We start from the raw sequence: 17,350 nt of genomic DNA, 5'->3' as shown, positions 1-17,350 counted from the left end.
ATGTGCATGGTGGTTCCACCAACCCCCAAGCAGCCAGGAGAAGTATTTCGTGTCGGACCTCGGAAAACGAATCGGCCAGCGCATCCGCGAGCTTCGTACGCAGAGGCCGGAGCGGTGGACGCAGGAGGAGCTCGCGGAGCGGGCTCAAATCAGCGTCTCTTTCCTTTCCATGATCGAGCGTGGAGAGCGTGTCCCCCACGTGGAAACGCTCGCCGCCCTGGCCAACGCCCTTGGCGTCAGCCTTGGAGAGCTTTTCACCGGAACGGAGCAGACCCTTGCCCAGACGGAGGACCTGCTGCGTCCTCTGTCTGATTTCGCGCGCGCCCGGGGCCTCACGGCACGGGACGTGGACCGCCTGCTGGGGGTCGCCCGGGTGATGTTCAGCGGCACCGCCGCCTGAATTCCACCCCGGGGGGCCCCTCGCCGGACGCAAGGGGCCCATCGGTCTTCCTGTCCTGTCCTTGACTGGACGGTAGGTAGACCGGGAAGATGATGGAAATGCGCTGTGCGCTGCTCGCGCACAGCGTGCTTCCTTCTTCGTCAAGGAGTCGTCGCTGATGCGTCCGGGTCTGGCCTCGTGGATGGCCTTCACGAGCATGGTGTTGTTGGCGTGCTCTTCGCCAGCTCCTGCCACGCTTGAGTTCGTGGATCAGTCTCCGGCTAGGCCGCGACTGGGAGAAATCACCACACTGCGCTTCCGCGCGGTGGACTCGCGAGGCATGGCGCAAGCCGGCACGCAGGTGACTTTCACCCTCCAGTCACCGGTACCGGGTGTTGAGATTTCTCCCACCGAGGGGACGACCAACCCCGGTGATGGACTTGTCTCCATGCAGGTGGTCGCCCGAGGAGGCCGTGTCGCCTCGGTGGTCGTGGTCGCGTCGGCGGGAACGGGTGCGGAGGCCAAGTCGGTCATCTCCCCGGTCATCAGCTTCGCGGGCACCAACTCCAGCTCCCGTCAGCTCACGTTCCAGTGTGGCTCGTGGTCTGGTGATGGTTCCGGTCTGCACCACGCCATTGGCGCCTGGGATGAGGCGCGGCACCTGATCGCCGGCGTGAAGGTGCGCTGCATCGCCCACGTGGGTGATCGCAACGGCGACGGCATCGAGGGCGCGCAGGTGTCCTTCCTCACCGAGGCCGGCACCATTGGCCCCACGGCCACGTCGACCACCGACGTGGTGGGCAACGCGGAGGTCCTCTACAAGACCTCGCTGCCGCTGCCGCAGGACGTGGCGCCGGGCGTGTTCACCTGGAATCCCGTCAAGGACGCCACCCACACGGGTGACTACATCGCCCCGCTGTGGATGGAGCCGTTCCTCTGGGAGAGGAACCCCCTGGCGGCCCATGGGACGCCGGCACAGCCGTTCATCGACCGTGCCGAGCCCGAGCGCGCCGACCCCATCCGCCCGGGCATCACCAACAACCCGCGCGACAACCTGGTCGCCCTCATCGCCCTCACCACGGGCGAAGAGGCGTTCAACGACGACAACAACAACGGCCAGTTCGACACCGGCGAGGACTACGAAGACCTGACCGAGCCCTTCGTCGACAACAACGACAACGGCACCTGGGATGCGGGCGAGCGCTTCGTCGACACCAACGGCGATGGCCGGTGGAACGGCGGCAACGGCGCCTATGACGTGTCCACGCTCATCTGGGTCCAGGAGCGCATCCTCTGGACGGGCGTGCCCCACGGGTTGGACAAGGTGGACACGGTGCGGCAGATCTCCCCGCCGCCGCCGGCGACCAACGTCCACATCGACCACTTCGGCTCAGCCAGCGCCACCTTCCTCGTGTCGGACCCCTGGTTCAACCACATGGCCCAGAACTCCGAGTCGGATGGCTGCACCGGCGGCGCCGAGGGCCCCGTGCAGGTCGACCCGTTCGTCACCGGGATGATTCCGCTCACGTACCCGTCGTACAGCGTGGAGCGCTACCTCATCAGCGACAAGCACGACATCACCCAGGAGCCGCAGCCCTCGCCGTTCCCCGCGCCCGTTGCCTGGAAGACGGAAGCCCTCTGCAAGTACACCGCCGCGCAGCTCGAGGGTCACAAGGTGTTCGTCACCGCCCCCCTCGTCACGGGCGACGTACTCTAGTCCGCTGTCTCGCGCGGGCCTCCCGGAGAAGTACCCATTGACCCCGGGGGCCCGCGTTCGTAGGGTCCACACCGGCTGATTGAAGAATCAACCGGCCGGTGGAGGACGTCGTGGGCCAGAGCAAGTCGGCGGCGGACAACGGGAATCGCGAGAGCGAGCGCCGCCGGACCATCCTGCGGGCAGCCATCGATGTGTTCGCCCGAAAGGGCTATCACGGCTGCCGCATCGCGGACGTGGCGAAGGAGGCCGGTGTCGCCTACGGCCTCGTCTACCACTACTTCAAGAACAAGGATGAGCTGCTGGAGACCGTGTTCGACACGGGCTGGAGCGGCTTCGTCACGCGCGTGCGCGCGGTGGTGGAGGGGGAGGGGGCGCTTTCGGCCAAGGTGTACGGCGTGGTGGACGTGGCCTTCGAGGCGTACCGGGTGGACCCGCGTGCGGTGAAGGTCCTCATCCTGGAGATTGCCCGCAGCCCAGCGGGTTCCCGCATCAACCGGCAGACGGCCTTCGTGGACGCCATCCGCCTGAGCTCGGAGCTGTTCATCCGGGCGAAGGAGGCGGGGGAGCTGCGCGCGGACACGGACCCGTTGCTGTCCTCCGCGCTCCTGTTTGGCGCCATCGAGATGGGGCTGACGGCGTTCGTGACGGGGCTGGCGGACTCGCGCGACGCGCAGGCCCTGGAGCGGGCGAAGGCGCAGATCGCCGATACCTTCCTTCATGGCGTGCTGGCGGACGCGTCGCCAGGCGCGGAGACCGCCGCATGGAAGCCGGAGAAGCCGTCGTCGGAGAAGTCCTCTACGAAGTCCAAGGCCCCCAAGCGCACCTGACCATCAACCGGCCCAAGGCGCGCAACGCCTTGTCGCCCACGGTGGTGAAGGCGCTGATGGACGGGCTGGAGCGCGCGGAGGCGGACCCCTCCGTCCGAGTGGTGGTGCTCACGGGCGCGGGCGAAAAGGTCTTCTGCGCGGGCGGAGACCTGGGGCAGATGGTGGGCGACGGCGGCTTCCTCGCCACCCACGAGGGGCGCCGCTCCTACGGGAAGCTGCTGACCCGGTTCCAGGAGGCGCGCAAGCCCACCGTGGCGCGCGTCAACGGGCACGCGCTGGCCGGTGGCCTGGGGTTGGTGCTCGCGTGTGACCTGGCCGTGGCGGTGGAGACCGCGGACTTCGGGACGCCCGAAATCGACGTGGGCCTGTTCCCGATGATGATGATGGCGCTGCTGCAGCGCCACGTGGGCCGCAAGCGGGCGCTGGAGCTGGTGCTGACGGGGGACCGGCTCCCCGCGCGCGACGCGCTGGCGCTGGGCCTAGTCAACCGGGTGGTGCCCGCCTCGGAGCTGGACGCCGCCGTCGCGGCGCTGGCGGGGAAGCTGGCCGGCAAGAGCCAGGCAGTGCTCGCCCTGGGCCGGCGTGCCTTCTTCACGGCGGAGGACCTGCCGCTGCCCGCGGCGCTGGAGTTCCTCGCCTCGCAGCTGTCGCTCAACGTGCTCGCGGACGATGCCGGCGAGGGCGTCTCCGCGTTCATGGAGAAGCGCGCGCCGAAGTGGAACGACCGCTGAGCGTCGTCGCGCTCAGGGCACGCCGAGCGCGGTGTCCCCGCTGGCCACGGCGGGCGACGCGGGTGGGAAGAAGTCCAGGCGCAGCAGCGACTCGCCATCCACCCAGATGCCGTCCACCTTCACACCCCAGTGGAGGTGGGGGCCGGTGACGCGGCCGGTGCTGCCCACGAGGCCCAGGTGCTGGCCCTGCTCCACCTTGTCGCCCGTGCGCACCTGGATGCGCGACAGGTGGAAGTACGCGGTGAACAGGTCTCCGCCGTGGTGCACGAGCACCGTCTTCCCAGCGGAGTAGTTGTCGCGCGCCATCACCACGGTGCCCTCGTTGCTGGCCGTCACCTGCGCGCCCGGGTCCCCGTCGATGTCCACGCCGAAGTGCTGGCTGGACAGCTTGCCGTTGAAGGTCCGCCGGTCTCCGAAGGGCGCGGTGATGCGGTCCTGCCGGGGCCAGACGAAGTTCTGCGCGAAGTGCGGCGCGCTGAAGGGCTGGGAGAAGGCCGCCGCGAAGGCCTTCCGGTCCGCGGCGATGCGGGCCTTCACCGAGGCCGGAGGCGCCACGTACTTGCCGGACACCTTCAGCTCGCGCGACGGATAGCCCGGCTCCGCCACGTCCAGCGTCCCCGTCAGCTCCAGCGGCGCGCCGCCCAGCGACGACGGCCCCACCACCTGCACCAACGCACTGCCGGGCGCCAGCTCCACCGGAAGGCCCGTCACCGCGAGAAAGCCATCTCCCCACGGGAAGAAGCGCAGCGCGCGTCCCGCGAGCGTGCCCGTGGGCATGCCCGCCATGCCCCGCACCGCGACCATCACCGGGTCGCCGGGCTTCGCCGTGCCGGGCTGGAGCGAGAGCAGGGGGCGACCCTGCGCCGCCGAGGGCGCCTGCACCGAGGAGGCGGGGACGACGACGGCCGCGGGCGTCGGCTCGGCGGCCTGGGCCTTCGCACCGAGGGCGAGCAGTGCGAGCAGCGCGTGGGAGGGCGCGGAATACAACCAGCGGGCGGGGTGCGGAGCCATGAGCGGTCCTTTACACCACGAAGTCCCGGATTCTTCCCAGGGTGAGAAGAGCAGGTGTCGGACGCCTGCCCCTTTCCCCGGGAGCGCCCGCTGGGGTGCCTGCCTGGCGACGTCCGGCCCCTCGGTCCGCGAGCGAGCGGCGCACGCCAGACATTGTCGGCACTTGGAGGTCGCAGGGGCCTGGAATCGCGGCCCGGTGGGCTGGAGGGCAGGCAGCCGACTGTCAGCCATGGCGTCAAGCCGTACCGGCGCGCCTCCAGGCTTCCTAGCTTCTGCTCGAACCCAATAACCCTTTGGAGATTCGTGGATGCCTCGTCCCTATAGCTTCGACCATTTCCAGGTACCGAAGACTCTGCCGCAGAGCCGCAGCATGCGCCGGCGGGACAAGGAGCACCTCGCTCAATCCCGCTCGCAGACGGAGGAGCTGGCGGCGCGCGAAGGAGTCCACTACGGCAAGTCCTTCTCCGAGACGGAGGAGAACTTCCACGCGCGACAGATGGAAGCTCAGCTCGAGGAGCTGGCGCGTCAGGAACCCGACGGCAAGTTCTCCCACGGCATGTCGACGCCCGCCCGCGCGGCGTCGAAGCGCGCCTCGCGTGAGGACAAGGTCCGGGAGGACCAGAACAGGAAGCAGGCGTCGAGGGGGGAGCCCGTCATCCGGGGCACCTTGCCCATTGGCGCGCTGCCTCCCACGCGCGAGCAGCCTCCGCGTGGCCGGTTCCCGGACCTCATCGACGATGCGGGGCGCCAGTTGCAGACGCTGCGCGGCGGTCTGGGGGACGCGGTCAAGGCGGTGGCGAGGCTGGCGGCGCTGCCCTTCGAGGTGATCCGCCTGGCGGCGCGGCGCCTCAATCCCCTCCACGGCTAGCGGCGCCCCGTGGAGCTGACGCTCGTCAGTTACAACATCCACAGCGGCATCGGGACGGACGGCCGGTTCGACCTGGGCCGCGTGGGTGAGGTGCTCCGCGAAGTCGGAGCAGACATCGTCGCACTCCAGGAGGTGGGCGACTTCCGCGCGCGCACCTCGCGCGAGGACCAGCCCGAGCACCTGGCGGACATGCTCGGGATGCACATGGCCTTTGGCCCCAACGTGGTGCGCAACGGCCGGCGCTACGGCAACGCCATCCTCACGCGGCTGCCCATCCTCCACTCGAAGAACTACGACTTGAGCGTGGGGCGGCGCGAGCCTCGGGGCGCGCTGCGCTGCGACCTGGACCTGGGCGGGGGACAGCAGCTCCACGTCTTCTCGCTCCACCTGGGCCTGCGGGTGGCCGAGCGTCGGCGTCAGGAGGCGTTGCTCCTGGGCTCGGACATCCTCCGGGACGCCGTGCGCAAGGACCCGGCCGTGGTGTGCGGGGACTTCAACTACTGGGGCAACGGCGCGGTGCCGTCGCTGGTGCGCCAGGCCATCCACGACGCGGCGCTGGAGCTGGGCACTCCCGCACGGACCTACCCCACGCGGTGGCCCGTGCTGCGGCTGGACCGGATTTACGTGGACTCGGGTGTCCGGCCGCTCTCCATCCACCCCCACCGCACGGAACGCAGCCGGATTGCATCCGACCACCTGCCGCTCGTCCTGCGTTTCGCGGCGCCCATCGCCGAGGTGGCGTCGTCCCCCTCTCCACCGGTGGAGCTCATCGGGTAGCGTGGGGGAACGGCGGGCGCGTTGAGTGGCCGACGCTTGCGAACGCCGGACAGAAACGCCGGGAGGAGGTTGTCCCGGAGGGCAGGGGTGCCTAGGTTGGCGCCACTTCTGTGAGGACGTGAGCGCCGGCCGGAGAGTGAATGCACGTGGGGAGCGAACAGACGGAGCGTGGCCTCGCCGCGCTCGTCGGCCGCATGGCGGACAGCTTCAGCCGCCTGGTGACGCAACATCTCCAACTGGCGCGCCTGGAGCTCGCGGAGGACTTGAAGGCCACGGGCATGAACGTGGCGATGATCGCCGCCTTCGTGCCCTTCATCCTGGTGGGGTATGCCTTCGCGTGCGGTGCGCTCGCGGCGGTTCTGTCCGCGTACCTGGGATGGGCCGGGGCGCTCGGGGCGGTGTCGCTGCTCAACCTGGTGGCGGGAGGGGGCGGCATCGCCTGGGCGCTGCAACGACTGAAGGCACGGCGGATGATGGACGACACGGCGGATGAGTTGACCCGTAGCATGGCGGCCCTCTCCACTCCGGCCCCGGTACCCGTGGGCAACCCGCTCTTGAAGGAGTCTTCGAATGGGCGCTAGCAATGGACACCCCAAGCCCGTGGGCCCTCGCACCAGCGCGGGGCTGCGCGAGGACATCGAGCGGACGCGCGCGGAGCTGGCCACGTCGGTGAGCGCGCTGCGCGAGGAAGTGGCGGTCGCCGCGGACTGGCGCGAGTGGGTGCGCCGTCATCCGCACGAGTGCGTGGCCGCGGCCTTCGCGGTGGGATTCCTGCTGGGCTCGCGCCGCTGAGCGCGCGGGCCGACGACTTCGTGGTTTCACCCTTTGAATCGAGGAGAACGCCTTCATGGACATGAACCCGCAGCAGGTGGCCGACCGGGCCCGACAGCTTCAGGACCGCGTGGTGCCGCAGATTGATGAGGCGCGGCAGAACCTGGTCGACATGAACAACCGCGTGGTGAGCTTCATCCGCGCCAACCCCGGGACGTGCCTGTTGGGCGCGGTGGCCGTGGGCTTCCTGGTGGGGCGCATCGCCTCGCGTCGCTGAGTGGCACCGCTGACGCAAACACGAGAGAGGGCACTCATGACGAACTATCCAGGGGCTTCAGGTAACGGCAACCCTTCGTCGCGGGAGCATGGCTCCGACGCGGGGTTCGGCCAGCGGGTGGACCAGATTGGCTCGGAGGCGCAGCAGCTCTGGAGCGATGCGAGGGGCGCGGTGGATGACCTGGGACAGACGCTGGACCTGCGGGGCCGCGTGGAGCGCAACCCGTACGGGATGATGGCGGCCGCGCTGGGCGTGGGCTACGTGCTGGGCGGTGGGCTCTTCACGCCGCTGACGGCGCGCATCCTCAAGCTGGGTGTGCGGCTGGCGGCGCTGCCCTTCGTGAAGGACGAGCTGCTGGGCATGGCCGAGACGGCCTTCCAGGGTTATCAGACGGGGCGGAGCGTGGTGGGCTCGCCCGCGCGGGAAGGCTCCGCGTCGGCGGATGCGTCCGCAGCGGGGACTCCGCGCCCTCCGTCCTACTAGCGTTTGCTGTCTCATCTCCCCACGACGTAACAGCCTGTTGGAGTCGCGAATGAACCTGAACGCCCTCAAGAAGATGGACAAGGACGACCTGCTCAACCTCATCGGTCTGGAGAGCCGTCGCAGCGCGGCGGAGGATGTGTTGCCGGTGCTGGGCGCCTTCGCGGCGGGCATCCTGGTTGGCGCGGGCCTGGGCCTGCTCCTGGCCCCGAAGGCGGGCAACCAGCTCCGCGATGACCTCAAGCAGCGGCTGCAGAGCGGCCAGGACTACCTGTCGAACACGCTGGGCCGGGGTGAGACGTCGCCCTCCCAGGGTGCGCAGCCGCCGGTGTCTCGCACCGCGTGAGCCTTGCGTCCGTGCGCACAGCGCGGACCGTGACGTGAGGGCCTCCATCCGTGTGCCGCGAGTCGGCGTCGGGTGGGGGCCTTCGTGTTTTCGCGAGCAGGGGCGGGGCCAGGCCCGGCGCGGATGAGAACGGCTCTGTTCGAGGCAGGGTGTAGACTCCGTCGCCGTGAGTGAGACGACGAAGGGTGGGGCGTTGGGGCCCGTGAGCGCGGCGGCGGGGCCGGAGGCGGCGCTGTCGCGGCTGCGCGCGCTGGAGACGCTCGAGTCGGGCTACGAGGCGTGGCTGGAGTTGAAGGGGGAGCATGCGGCCTCCTCGGCGCGGTTTCGAGAGGAGCGGGAGCGGTTGGATCAGCAAGGCTCCTTCCTGTTGGGCGCCGTGCGCGCGGCGGGCCTGGAGTCGACGTCGTCTCTGGAGCCGGGGCTGGTGCCCACGTCGGCGTCGGCGGGTGACTTCCTGCGAGACGCCGAGGAGAAGCTTTCGAAGACGCGCGAGGCGCTCGCGGCGCGCGAGGCCGAGTCCGAGGCGGGCTACTCAGCGGCCTTCGCGGAGATTCGCGCCACCCTGAAGGACCGCGTGCAGCGGCACCTGGCGGTGCATCGTCCGCGCTTGACGTTGCTGCTGCGCCGCGTGGGAACGGAGCGCTCCATCCTCCATGTCGAGCGTGTGTCCGGCGACACGCCCGTGCTGCTGTGCATGCTCTTCACGGGGAGGATTCCGTCGCGGTATGGCTTCCTCCTGGATGATTCGACGGAGGATGTGGCCCTGCCTCCCGCGCCGCTCTATCCGGACGAAGGCGTGGCGTCCGCGGACGTGAGACCGGATGCCTCCGCGCTGGTGGAGCGCGTGCGCGTGGCGGGCGAGGTGCTTCCGGTGAAGGGCATGTTGCCGCTGGCCGTTCCGCGTCCGGGAGGAGGAGAGGACTTCTTCCGACTCCTGCAGCGTGGGGCCGTGCTCGAGGTGGAGGTGGTGGAGGGCGCGACGTTTCGCAACGTCCTTGGCCGCGAGGAGTCCGAGCGCTTCGCGGGGCACCTCTTGCGCCTCAAGCTGGCGGGGCGCATCGACCTGGACATCGAAGCGGGCTGAAGTCGATGGATGGGACTGGGCACCCCGCCTTCGAAAATGGCGGCGACCTCTGGTAGACGCGACGCTCCGTGTCCGACGCCAGCCCCTCGAGCCTCAGTCCCTCGCGCCATCCGTGGTGGCCCCTGCTGCTGGTGGGGGCTGGTGCCTGGCTGCTTCGAGTCGCGGGCTTCTTCCACCGGGGCGGCGCGTTGGGCTACCCGGTGGACTACGACGAGGGCGTCTATTTCAGCGCCGCCGCGCTCCTGTCGCAGGGCGTGTTGCCTTATCGCGACTACTTCTTTGTTCATCCTCCAGGCCTGGCGGTGCTGCTGTCGCCCCTGGCCGCGCTCTCCCGCGTCTTTGATTCAGCCACGGCCTTCACCGTGGTTCGCTGGTTCATCCCCGTCCTCGGCGCCCTGAGCACGGTGCTGAGCGGACGCATCGCCCAGGAGCGGTGGGGGATGCGGGCGGGGCTCGTCGCGGCGCTCGTGTATGCGGTCTACCCAGAGGCCGCTGCGACAGAGCGAGGCCCATTCCTCGAACCGTTGCTCAACCTCACCTGTCTCGGGATGGCATGGGTGTGGCTTCGCCCGGGTGGGGATGGCGTGGCTCGGCGACAGGATGGGTGGGTGGGGGTGCTGCTGGCCACGGCCTGCGCCATCAAGCTGACGGCGGGCGTCTGGGTGCTCGCGGCGGTGTGGGCTCGCGGAGCGGCGGGGGAGTGGAGGCGCGTCGTGAGAGTCGTGGGCGCCGCGGTGGGAGCGGGACTGCTCTGGGTCGGGCCCTTCTTCGCGCTGGCGCCCGGTCCGATGTTCGACGGACTCCTGCGCTTCCAGTTGATGAGGCCACCCGATGGAGAGCTGGAGCGCTGGCGTCGGCTCCTCTCGATGCTGGGCGAGGGCCACGTCGGTGTCTCCGTGCTGAGCATGCTGGGGCTGCTCGTCGTGCTGGTGCGCGCTCGGCGGAAGGAGGCCGTCGCCGAGAGGCTCTTCGCGGGAGCCTGGCTCCTCACGTGTGTGACGTTCCTCGCATCCAAGAGCTATTGGGGCCAATACAACGCGAGCCTGGCCCCGGCCACGGCGGTGCTCGCCGGGCTCGGCGCTTCGTTGCTGTTCGCGTGGGCGGAAACGCGCTCTCGCGCCGTCGCCGCCTTCGTGACGGGAGTGGTGGGGATTGCCGCGCTCTCGCCACTGCCGGCCTCCCTCCGAGGCGCGAACCAGAAAGACCGTGGACTTCTCGCGCTGGGGAACAGCATCCGCGCCGGTGTGCCCGCTGACTCGGCGCTCTGCGTGTTCGAGCCCTCGTGGGGCATCGTCGCGGGGCGACTGCCAGGGATTCCCAAGGGCGCCCCCGTGCTCGTCGACCCCTACGGCCTCATGTTGCACGACGCGCTGGGTGGCACCGAGCGCTTCGCCTCCGCGGCGGCGGCCTTCGAGCAGGAGCGCTCGCAGCGAACGATGCTCCCGCTTCTCGCGCGCTGTGACGTCCTGGTCCTCAATGGCCGCGGCGAGTGGCAACTGTCCGCGGCCAGTGAGCGCTGGATTCACGAGCACTTCTCACAGGATGGGCCCCTGTGGAGGTCGACCTCCTCGGATTGAGGAGGCCGTGGCCCTCGTACCTGGTACTCAGTTCGTCCGGATGATGCCTACGTCGGCGGTGCCCGCGAGCAGTGCGCTGCCGATGAACAGGTTGTTGGACTCCGCGCCACCCAGGCGCACGGCCTGGAAGATGACCAGGTACGTCTGATTGGCCTTCGGGAAGGCCGTGCCCGGAATCGTCACCTGCGCCTCACGGTACGTGCCCGGCACGGCGACGAGCTGGAGGAACTCCACGGGCGTGGTGGGCACGTTGGAGTAGGTCGGCTGGCCCTTCTCTCCGTCCGAACTCACGGGCACCACGGTGACGAAGCCCAGCGTGCGCTCCTTGTTCCCCGCCGCCGCAGCGCGGTCGAACGTCAGCACGGTGCCCGAGGCGTGCCGCAGGAAGCCCTCGGGGGGGTGGAACCGGGTGATGGCCTCCTGAATCGGCGCATCGTCGACCTGACCCACGTAGCGCGTGCCGTTGCGCGAGGCGATGAACTGGTACGTGGCGCCGGACTGGTAGGCCAGCTCCGGGTCGCTCCCAGCCACGTTGGTGCGGCTGTAGCTGCCCGAGCCGTCCTCCGTCAGCGCAGTGGCCTGGCCTCCCACCGGCTGCAGCGTGGCCGTGGCGCCGGACACCCCCGAGGGCTGCGAGTTCTCCCCGGACTTGGTGCCGAAGAAGACGACCGCCGCCGTCTGAGCGGGCAGCGAGATGACGTCGCCCCCATCCGGGATGACCGTCCCGGCGTCGAAGCCCGCGAGCGCCAGGGCGCTGATTTCCACCTCGGGCGTGGCCAGGAGGGTGCCCACCATGACGTGGTCGGCGGTGAGCTGGGCCCCCGTCTTCTCCAGGTCGCACGCCAGGGGAGCAAGGGAGAGGGCAGCGACGGCGGCGGACAAGAGGAAGCGTTTCATCGGAGTTCCCGGGTTGCGACGAGTCGGCCGAGCATAGCAGGCACGTGCGACAAGCCCCGCGCACTCGGCATCTCGGGGTATCCTCCGGGCACTCGTGCAAGGACACCGCGTTCACTCCGCGAGCCGGCGCTTCTTCAAGCGGCTCGGCTTCTCCCTGGCCATGGCCGCCTTCTTCGGCTGTGTGCTGGGGATCCTCGTCTATCTGCGGGCACCCCAGCCGGCGGCGCCGCGAGGAGACTCGCCCTCGTGGATGCCCTCGGGCGTCGTGGAGATGGCGCAGGGCTGGCTGGAAGGCCTGGAGCGGCGCACCTACGACTGGCGCGTGCTGGAGCTGGGCGCGCGCTCGGAGCGCCCGGACGAGGCCGTGGTCGTCGCCATCGACGATGAGACGCTCGCCGAGGCCCGGCAGGACGACAGGCCCGGCGTCGCCACCCAGCCCTGGCCCCGGCAGCTCGTGGGCGCCATGGCGCACCGACTGGTGGAGGAGGGGGCGCTGCTGGTGCTGTTGGACCTGCCGTTCCCCGAGCTGAGCCCGAATGCCTGCGTCAACCCGAAGCTGTCACCCGGCGCCATCTCCAGCGACGACGCCTCGTTCCGAGAGTTCCTGGAGCGTGACTCGGGCAAGGCGCTGCTGTCCTTCTCGTGGGAGTCGCAGGGCTCGCGGGTGCTGCCTCCCGCCAGCCGCCTCTGGCCCTACCGGGTGAAGGTGGGGACGTTCCCCGGCACATCCGAGGCGCGCGCGAAGGCGCAGTCGGTTCTCGCCGTGCAGCGGCCCGCGTTCGTCATCCCCGCTGGAAGTCAGGTGGAGGTCTGGGGTGGTGCCTCGGACGAGGCGGATGCGCGCGAACTCGGGACGCGGCTGGGCTCGCCGGGGGCCGCTGTCGCGGAGCGCCGTGCGGCGGACGACACGTTCCGCATCGGCCCGACGGAGCTCTTCGTCTCGCTGGCGGAGGTGCAGGTGGTGGGGTTGGACCCCGCGAAGCTGGTGGAGGTCCGTCAGCTCCAGCACCCGGTGGCGCCGCTCATGGGCGGTGGCGCGGGCTATGGGGCCGCCACCCTGACGACGGACCCCGACGGTGTGGTGCGAGGAATCCCTCATCTGGTGGCGTACACGGCGAGGGATGGGCGTCATGTGCTGCCCTCGTTGCCGCTCGCGGCGGCGATGCGGCTGGCCAACACGCGCTCGCTTCACTACGCGGACGGCCGTCTGCACGTGGGAGATGCGTACTCGGTGCCGATGGACACGTCGGGCTTCAGCCTGATGCGCTGGGATGCACCGACGGCGGGGCGGGGCTCTCGCGGCTCGCTGGCGCGCTCCATCCGTGCGTGGAACGTGCTGCTCAATGTCTTCGACGTCGCGGACGAGCGCCCGGCGCGCTTCGACAACGATTTGGAGGGCCGCACCGTCGTCCTCACGCGCACCGCGGGCGAGTCAGGCCACTTGCGGCCCACGCCCATTGGTCTGGAGACGCCGGGGGGCGCGATTCTGGGGCAGGCGCTGGCCAACATCCTGCGCTCCGAGGGCATCTCGCGCGCACCAGCGGATTACGACCTGGGGCTGACGGTGGGCCTCGCCTTCCTGGGGGCCTTCCTCGCGCTGTCGCTCAGCTTCCTCTTGCGTTCGCTGCGGGGCGCGATGCTGTACCTGAGTGGCCTGGCCCTCGCGGGTGCGGGCTACACGGCGGCGGCCTTCTACGTGTTCATCGAGCAGCGGCTCTGGGTGGCGATGGCGGGCCCGCTGCTGGCCATGGTGGGGGCCTTCGCCGTCACCACTGTCTACGCCTTCCGCAACGAGCAGCAGATTCGCGACTTCGTGCAGACGGCGCTGGGCCGCTACGTCAGTCCGGAGGTCGCCCGGCTGGTGACTCGGGACTTGAGCCTGATGCGCCCCGAGCGCCGACGGATGTCCGTGTACATCTGCGACATCGAGGGCTTCACCCGCTTGTCGGAGGGCATGACGCCCGAGCAGCTCGTGGGCCTCTTCAACGAGTACCTCCTGGAGATGGCGGCGGTGGTGCGTTCCACCGCGGGGCAGGTGGACAAGTACATCGGCGACTCGGTGATGGCCTTCTGGGGCGCGCCGGTGCGCACCGAGCGCCACGCGCATCTGGCCTGTGAGGCCGCGCTGAAGATGCGCGCGGTGCTGGCGGAGAAGCAGGACGCCTGGGAGAAGAAGTACGGCCGCCGTCTGAGCTTCCGCGCCGGAGTGGACACGGGCGAAGTCGTCGTCGGCGACATGGGCAGCGAGTTGAAGTCGAACTACACCGTGCTCGGCGACGCCGTGGGCATGGCCGCCCGGTTGGAGTCGCTGAACAAGGTGTACGGCACCTACGTGCTGGTGGGGGACGGCACCGTGTCGCTCGCGGGCGACAACTACGTCTTCCGCGTGGTGGACCGGGTGCGACTCAAGGGGCGCGCGGAGCCGCTGCGCGTGCACGAGCTGGTGGGGCGGAAGGGTGAAATCACCAGCCCGCAGCAGGAGCAGCTCGCCCTGCACGAGAAGGCGCTCACCGCGTACCACCAGCGACGCTTCGCGGAGGCACACGCCCTCTTCGAGCGCTCCGCCACCGAGTTCAAGGACACCGTCTCCTCCGTGTATGCCGCCCGCTGCGCCCGTTTCATCGTCACGCCGCCGCCCGCGGAGTGGGATGGGGTGCACGGCGTGGAAGAGGGTGAGCACCTCGCTGTCGCCGCGTGAGGAGCTTCGCCGCCGGACGGCGCTCGCGTTCCGCGCTGGAGCGCGAGGTGTTCCGCGTCAGCCGTCGTCGGGGTCCGGCGTGTCCGGCTGGCCGAACAGCTCGCTCACGGGAGCGTCCTTCGCGATGTGCTCGTTGACCACGCGGCGCATCTTCTCCGGCGTCATCTCCGAGTAGTACACCTCGCCGTCCCAACCCATGAGCTGGTAGTCCTCGGGCGACAGCGGGTCCCTCTTGCGGCCCGTGTCCTCGCGGACGACGACGTTCGGCCCCATGTGGCAGAAGCCGTAGCAGCCGCCCCGGTACAGCTCGCAGCGTGGCACCAGGCCCTGCTCGGACAGCGAGTCCCGGGCGGCGGCATACACACCATCCGCGCCGCCGGCCTTGCAGGTCGACCCTTTGCACACGGACAAGCGGTAGCGCTTCATCGCCAAGACACCACCCACCCTACGGAGTCCACGCCCCGAGCGAAAGCAGCCAGCCCCCACCTTCGTGTGCCAGGCCGCACTCCACCCCGTCCCGGGGCCGAAAGCCCGGACGCCAGACGCCAGGGCCATTGAAGAGCTGCAACGTCATCACCCGCACCCCGTAATGAAACCGGCCCGCCTACCGCTCGAGGAGCGGGGAGGCGGGCCGGGGCAGCTACACATTCGTACGCGCGGAGCGCGCAGGTGGATCTACTTGAGGAACTTCGTCACCTGGATGGGGCCCTGCTGTGTGACGACGGTCTGTCCGTGCGTCACGACGGCCTTGCCGTGCCCACCCTGGTGGTCGTGCCCCGCGCCCAGCTGCGGCGTCTTGAGCTGCACCAGGCCCTCGCCAATGCGCGTGTGGGCCTCCTTGTGCGTGTGGTGCGGCTCCTCGGAGCCTTCGCGCTTGTTCCACGGATCCGAGGGGTGCGAGACGGCCGGCCCCTTCAAGAGCTTCGGGATGTCGTAGACGAAGTTCTGCCGCGTGTACTCGGAGGGCGTGTGCATGTACGTGTCCATGCGGATGGCGTCCTTGGGGCACGCATCCACGCACAGGCCACACACGATGCAGCGCAGCTCGTCGATGACGAACTGGGTGGGGTACTTCTCGATGACGCGCGACTCGCCGTCAGCGTCCGTCTCCTCGTACTCACCCGCCTCGATGTAGATGCACTGCGCCGGGCAGATGGTCGCGCACATGTAGCAGGCCACGCAGCGCGGCTTGCCGTCCTCGCGCGGAACCAGCCGGTGCAGACCGCGGTAGCCCTCCGGGTAGATGGGCTTCTCCTCGGGGTACTCGACCGTCGTCATCAGGCTGGTGCCCGTGCGGTCCTGCACCTGCGTGTTCGTGTCACGCGTGCCGAAGAGGTTGCGGAAGAAGTGCTTGGTCGTGATGGCCAGACCGTGCAGCAGCCCCGGGATGTACATCCGCTCCCGGATGTCCGTGCGGGGGTCCTGGGTGACCTTGGTAACCTTGATGGCCATGATGGTGTCTCGATTCCCGGTGCCCTAGGGCCTAGTGCGAAGACGTCGCGCTCGCGTGGGACGGCAGCCCATGCGCGTCGTGCCCGTGGTCATGGCCATGGGCTCCATGCGCGCCGTGCGCACCGCCCTCCGCCGCTTCTGCCTTCTTCGTCATCGTCAGCACCACCAGCACGCCGATCTCCAGCATGCCCACCACCGCCAGTGCCCGCAGCGACGGATCCCACAGCACCAGCGCACCCGAGACGAACACGTTCACCAGGGCCAGCGGCAGGAGGATCTTCCAGCCCAGCGTCTGGATCTGGTCGTAGCGGAAGCGGGGGAAGGTCCAACGAATCACCAGCTGCACCCAGATGAGGAAGACCACCTTCACCCAGAACACGGTGCCGAGCAGCGTGCCGTACAGCCAGCCGTGCTCCTGCATCAGCGGCTGGCTCGCCAGCCACTCGCCGCCGAAGGGCAGGTGGTGGCCGCCGAAGAACAGCGCCGTCGTCACGCCGGCCAGCACCACGACCTCCACGAACTCGGAGATCATGAACATGCCGAACTTCATGCCGGAGTACTCCACGAAGTAGCCGATGATCTCCGACTCGCCTTCCGGCACGTCGAAGGGTGCGCGCTTGGTCTCCGCGAAGGACGCGGCGAAGAAGCCGATGAAGCCGATGGGCTGCAGGAGGAAGCCCCACGCCGGCACGCCGAAGTCGAACCCGCCTTCCGTGCGCCACAGGTACTGCGCCTGGCCCGTGGCCTGCGCTCCGGCGAGGCCCAGCTCACCGACGATCGCGGGCAGCTGCAGCGAGGAGAACGCCATGAACAGGCCGATCAGCGACAGGCCCAGCGCCACCTCGTACGAAATCATCTGCGAGGACGCGCGCACGCCGCCCAGCAGCGCGAACTTGTTGTTGGAGGACCAGCCCGCGAGCGCCGTGCCGTAGACGGCCAGGGACGCAATCGCGAGCAGGTACAGCACGCCGAAGTCCGGCGTGGCGACCACCATGTCCACGCGGTGACCGAACACCGTCACCGAGGGGCCCGCGGGCACCACGGCGAACAGCGCGAACACCGGCGCGAAGGCGAGGATGGGGCCCAGCTTGAACAGGAACCGGTTCGCGGTGCCGGGGATGAAGTCCTCCTTCGTCAGCATCTTCAGCACGTCCGTGAGGATGTGCGGGATGCCGGCGAGGGAGCGGTTGCGCAGGCCGGGCAGGTCGATGCGCGCGCGGTTGGGGCCCACGCGGTCCTGCATCAGCGCGCTCCACTTGCGCTCGGCGAGCGTGAGGAGCGTGGCGATGATCATCACGAAGACGAGCATCAGGAAGATGATGTTCGACAGCCGGCTCGCACCCGGGAAGAGGTGCTTCTCGGCCAGGCCGGCCACCACATAGGCCGCCGCCGAGACACCCGCGAGCGTCGCGACGATGAAGCCCGTCGCGAAGAGGACAGTCAGTACGCGCTTCATCG

The 17,350-nt window shown here is 69.5% G+C and carries 19 protein-coding genes; 14 read left to right on the top strand and 5 right to left on the bottom strand.

The genetic code is table 11. From position 1 onward, the window contains the following. Window positions 1-49: 49 nt before the first annotated feature. From HUA78_RS14920 to HUA78_RS14905, 4 genes are all read left to right on the top strand, one after another. Window positions 50-400, top strand: a complete 351-nt coding sequence (locus HUA78_RS14920; protein ID WP_002634858.1) for a helix-turn-helix domain-containing protein — start codon at window positions 50-52, stop codon at window positions 398-400. 157 nt (window positions 401-557) lie between these two features. Further along, window positions 558-2,096 (top strand): Ig-like domain-containing protein, encoded by a 1,539-nt coding sequence (locus HUA78_RS14915; RefSeq protein ID WP_141648736.1) that lies wholly within the window; start codon window positions 558-560, stop codon window positions 2,094-2,096. Window positions 2,097-2,206: 110 nt separating this feature from the next. Next, window positions 2,207-2,923, top strand: a complete 717-nt coding sequence (locus HUA78_RS14910) for a TetR/AcrR family transcriptional regulator (protein WP_174455000.1) — start codon at window positions 2,207-2,209, stop codon at window positions 2,921-2,923. Beyond that, window positions 2,857-3,654, top strand: a complete 798-nt coding sequence (locus HUA78_RS14905; protein WP_174455001.1) for an enoyl-CoA hydratase/isomerase family protein — start codon at window positions 2,857-2,859, stop codon at window positions 3,652-3,654. The genes HUA78_RS14910 and HUA78_RS14905 overlap by 67 nt, the downstream gene beginning before the upstream one ends. Window positions 3,655-3,666: 12 nt before the next feature. Here HUA78_RS14905 and HUA78_RS14900 read toward each other — a convergent pair whose 3' ends face one another. Next, window positions 3,667-4,665 carry a M23 family metallopeptidase gene (locus HUA78_RS14900; RefSeq protein ID WP_174461929.1) on the bottom strand — a complete coding sequence of 333 codons (999 nt, stop codon included), beginning with the start codon at window positions 4,663-4,665 and terminating at the stop codon, window positions 3,667-3,669. Between the two features lie 307 nt (window positions 4,666-4,972). Between HUA78_RS14900 and HUA78_RS14895 the strand changes: the two genes are divergently transcribed. The 9 genes from HUA78_RS14895 to HUA78_RS14855 all read left to right on the top strand — a co-directional run bounded on the left by HUA78_RS14895 (window position 4,973) and on the right by HUA78_RS14855 (window position 10,845). Continuing rightward, the gene (locus HUA78_RS14895; protein WP_174455003.1) at window positions 4,973-5,533 is read left to right on the top strand and encodes a hypothetical protein; all 561 of its coding nucleotides are present in this window, start codon (window positions 4,973-4,975) and stop codon (window positions 5,531-5,533) included. Between the two features lie 9 nt (window positions 5,534-5,542). Continuing rightward, window positions 5,543-6,310 (top strand): endonuclease/exonuclease/phosphatase family protein, encoded by a 768-nt coding sequence (locus tag HUA78_RS14890; RefSeq protein WP_174455004.1) that lies wholly within the window; start codon window positions 5,543-5,545, stop codon window positions 6,308-6,310. 140 nt (window positions 6,311-6,450) lie between these two features. Beyond that, on the top strand, window positions 6,451-6,891 hold the full coding sequence (locus HUA78_RS14885; protein ID WP_141648730.1) for a phage holin family protein: 441 nt from the start codon (window positions 6,451-6,453) through the stop codon (window positions 6,889-6,891). Next, complete coding sequence (locus HUA78_RS14880; RefSeq protein WP_141648729.1) at window positions 6,881-7,102, top strand: DUF3618 domain-containing protein; 222 nt, start codon at window positions 6,881-6,883, stop codon at window positions 7,100-7,102. Before HUA78_RS14885 ends, HUA78_RS14880 begins: the two co-directional genes overlap by 11 nt. Window positions 7,103-7,157: 55 nt before the next feature. Beyond that, window positions 7,158-7,358: a hypothetical protein gene (locus HUA78_RS14875; RefSeq protein WP_141648728.1), complete on the top strand. Its 201-nt coding sequence runs from the start codon at window positions 7,158-7,160 to the stop codon at window positions 7,356-7,358. Window positions 7,359-7,394: 36 nt separating this feature from the next. Continuing rightward, entirely contained in the window at window positions 7,395-7,841 is a 447-nt protein-coding gene (locus HUA78_RS14870) for a hypothetical protein (RefSeq protein WP_141648727.1), read from the top strand. A gap of 49 nt (window positions 7,842-7,890) precedes the next feature. Next, the gene (locus tag HUA78_RS14865) at window positions 7,891-8,184 is read left to right on the top strand and encodes a YtxH domain-containing protein (protein ID WP_141648726.1); all 294 of its coding nucleotides are present in this window, start codon (window positions 7,891-7,893) and stop codon (window positions 8,182-8,184) included. A 166-nt stretch (window positions 8,185-8,350) separates the two neighbouring features. Next, window positions 8,351-9,268, top strand: a complete 918-nt coding sequence (locus HUA78_RS14860) for a hypothetical protein (RefSeq protein WP_174461930.1) — start codon at window positions 8,351-8,353, stop codon at window positions 9,266-9,268. Window positions 9,269-9,336: 68 nt separating this feature from the next. Continuing rightward, the gene (locus HUA78_RS14855; RefSeq protein WP_174476531.1) at window positions 9,337-10,845 is read left to right on the top strand and encodes a hypothetical protein; all 1,509 of its coding nucleotides are present in this window, start codon (window positions 9,337-9,339) and stop codon (window positions 10,843-10,845) included. A 27-nt stretch (window positions 10,846-10,872) separates the two neighbouring features. Here the strand turns inward: HUA78_RS14855 and HUA78_RS14850 are convergent, their stop codons facing one another. Beyond that, window positions 10,873-11,742 carry a hypothetical protein gene (locus tag HUA78_RS14850; RefSeq protein WP_174468301.1) on the bottom strand — a complete coding sequence of 290 codons (870 nt, stop codon included), beginning with the start codon at window positions 11,740-11,742 and terminating at the stop codon, window positions 10,873-10,875. Window positions 11,743-11,902: 160 nt separating this feature from the next. On the opposite strand from HUA78_RS14850, the gene HUA78_RS14845 reads away from it, so the two are divergent. Then, window positions 11,903-14,440: an adenylate/guanylate cyclase domain-containing protein gene (locus tag HUA78_RS14845; protein WP_174476567.1), complete on the top strand. Its 2,538-nt coding sequence runs from the start codon at window positions 11,903-11,905 to the stop codon at window positions 14,438-14,440. A gap of 57 nt (window positions 14,441-14,497) precedes the next feature. Here the strand turns inward: HUA78_RS14845 and HUA78_RS14840 are convergent, their stop codons facing one another. The 3 genes from HUA78_RS14840 to HUA78_RS14830 all read right to left on the bottom strand — a co-directional run bounded on the left by HUA78_RS14840 (window position 14,498) and on the right by HUA78_RS14830 (window position 17,348). Beyond that, a complete protein-coding gene (locus HUA78_RS14840) occupies window positions 14,498-14,866 on the bottom strand; it encodes a ferredoxin (RefSeq protein WP_141648286.1) in 369 nt (122 codons plus the stop codon). A gap of 249 nt (window positions 14,867-15,115) precedes the next feature. Beyond that, the gene (locus HUA78_RS14835) at window positions 15,116-15,892 is read right to left on the bottom strand and encodes an NADH-quinone oxidoreductase subunit I (RefSeq protein WP_141648285.1); all 777 of its coding nucleotides are present in this window, start codon (window positions 15,890-15,892) and stop codon (window positions 15,116-15,118) included. Window positions 15,893-15,923: 31 nt separating this feature from the next. Beyond that, entirely contained in the window at window positions 15,924-17,348 is a 1,425-nt protein-coding gene (locus tag HUA78_RS14830) for a complex I subunit 1 family protein (RefSeq protein ID WP_174455009.1), read from the bottom strand. Window positions 17,349-17,350: the final 2 nt, after the last annotated feature.

The organism is Myxococcus sp. CA033, assembly GCF_013336625.1.
In the GTDB taxonomy this organism is placed as follows: Bacteria; Myxococcota; Myxococcia; order Myxococcales; family Myxococcaceae; genus Myxococcus; species Myxococcus llanfairpwllgwyngyllgogerychwyrndrobwllllantysiliogogogochensis.
Note: the sequence above shows the minus strand (reverse complement) of the source record. Positions and strands in the feature narration are given on the sequence as shown.

What these genes read in the sequence shown, in the direction of transcription:
- HUA78_RS14915 (WP_141648736.1), top strand. Translation starts at nt 558, where the DNA reads ATGCGTCCGGGTCTGGCCTCGTGGATGGCCTTCACGAGCATGGTGTTG.
- HUA78_RS14905 (WP_174455001.1), top strand. Translation starts at nt 2,857, where the DNA reads ATGGAAGCCGGAGAAGCCGTCGTCGGAGAAGTCCTCTACGAAGTCCAA.
- HUA78_RS14900 (WP_174461929.1), bottom strand. Translation starts at nt 4,665, where the DNA reads ATGGCTCCGCACCCCGCCCGCTGGTTGTATTCCGCGCCCTCCCACGCG.
- HUA78_RS14895 (WP_174455003.1), top strand. Translation starts at nt 4,973, where the DNA reads ATGCCTCGTCCCTATAGCTTCGACCATTTCCAGGTACCGAAGACTCTG.
- HUA78_RS14885 (WP_141648730.1), top strand. Translation starts at nt 6,451, where the DNA reads ATGCACGTGGGGAGCGAACAGACGGAGCGTGGCCTCGCCGCGCTCGTC.
- HUA78_RS14880 (WP_141648729.1), top strand. Translation starts at nt 6,881, where the DNA reads ATGGGCGCTAGCAATGGACACCCCAAGCCCGTGGGCCCTCGCACCAGC.
- HUA78_RS14875 (WP_141648728.1), top strand. Translation starts at nt 7,158, where the DNA reads ATGGACATGAACCCGCAGCAGGTGGCCGACCGGGCCCGACAGCTTCAG.
- HUA78_RS14870 (WP_141648727.1), top strand. Translation starts at nt 7,395, where the DNA reads ATGACGAACTATCCAGGGGCTTCAGGTAACGGCAACCCTTCGTCGCGG.
- HUA78_RS14865 (WP_141648726.1), top strand. Translation starts at nt 7,891, where the DNA reads ATGAACCTGAACGCCCTCAAGAAGATGGACAAGGACGACCTGCTCAAC.
- HUA78_RS14850 (WP_174468301.1), bottom strand. Translation starts at nt 11,742, where the DNA reads ATGAAACGCTTCCTCTTGTCCGCCGCCGTCGCTGCCCTCTCCCTTGCT.
- HUA78_RS14845 (WP_174476567.1), top strand. Translation starts at nt 11,903, where the DNA reads ATGGCCGCCTTCTTCGGCTGTGTGCTGGGGATCCTCGTCTATCTGCGG.
- HUA78_RS14840 (WP_141648286.1), bottom strand. Translation starts at nt 14,866, where the DNA reads ATGAAGCGCTACCGCTTGTCCGTGTGCAAAGGGTCGACCTGCAAGGCC.
- HUA78_RS14835 (WP_141648285.1), bottom strand. Translation starts at nt 15,892, where the DNA reads ATGGCCATCAAGGTTACCAAGGTCACCCAGGACCCCCGCACGGACATC.
- HUA78_RS14830 (WP_174455009.1), bottom strand. Translation starts at nt 17,348, where the DNA reads ATGAAGCGCGTACTGACTGTCCTCTTCGCGACGGGCTTCATCGTCGCG.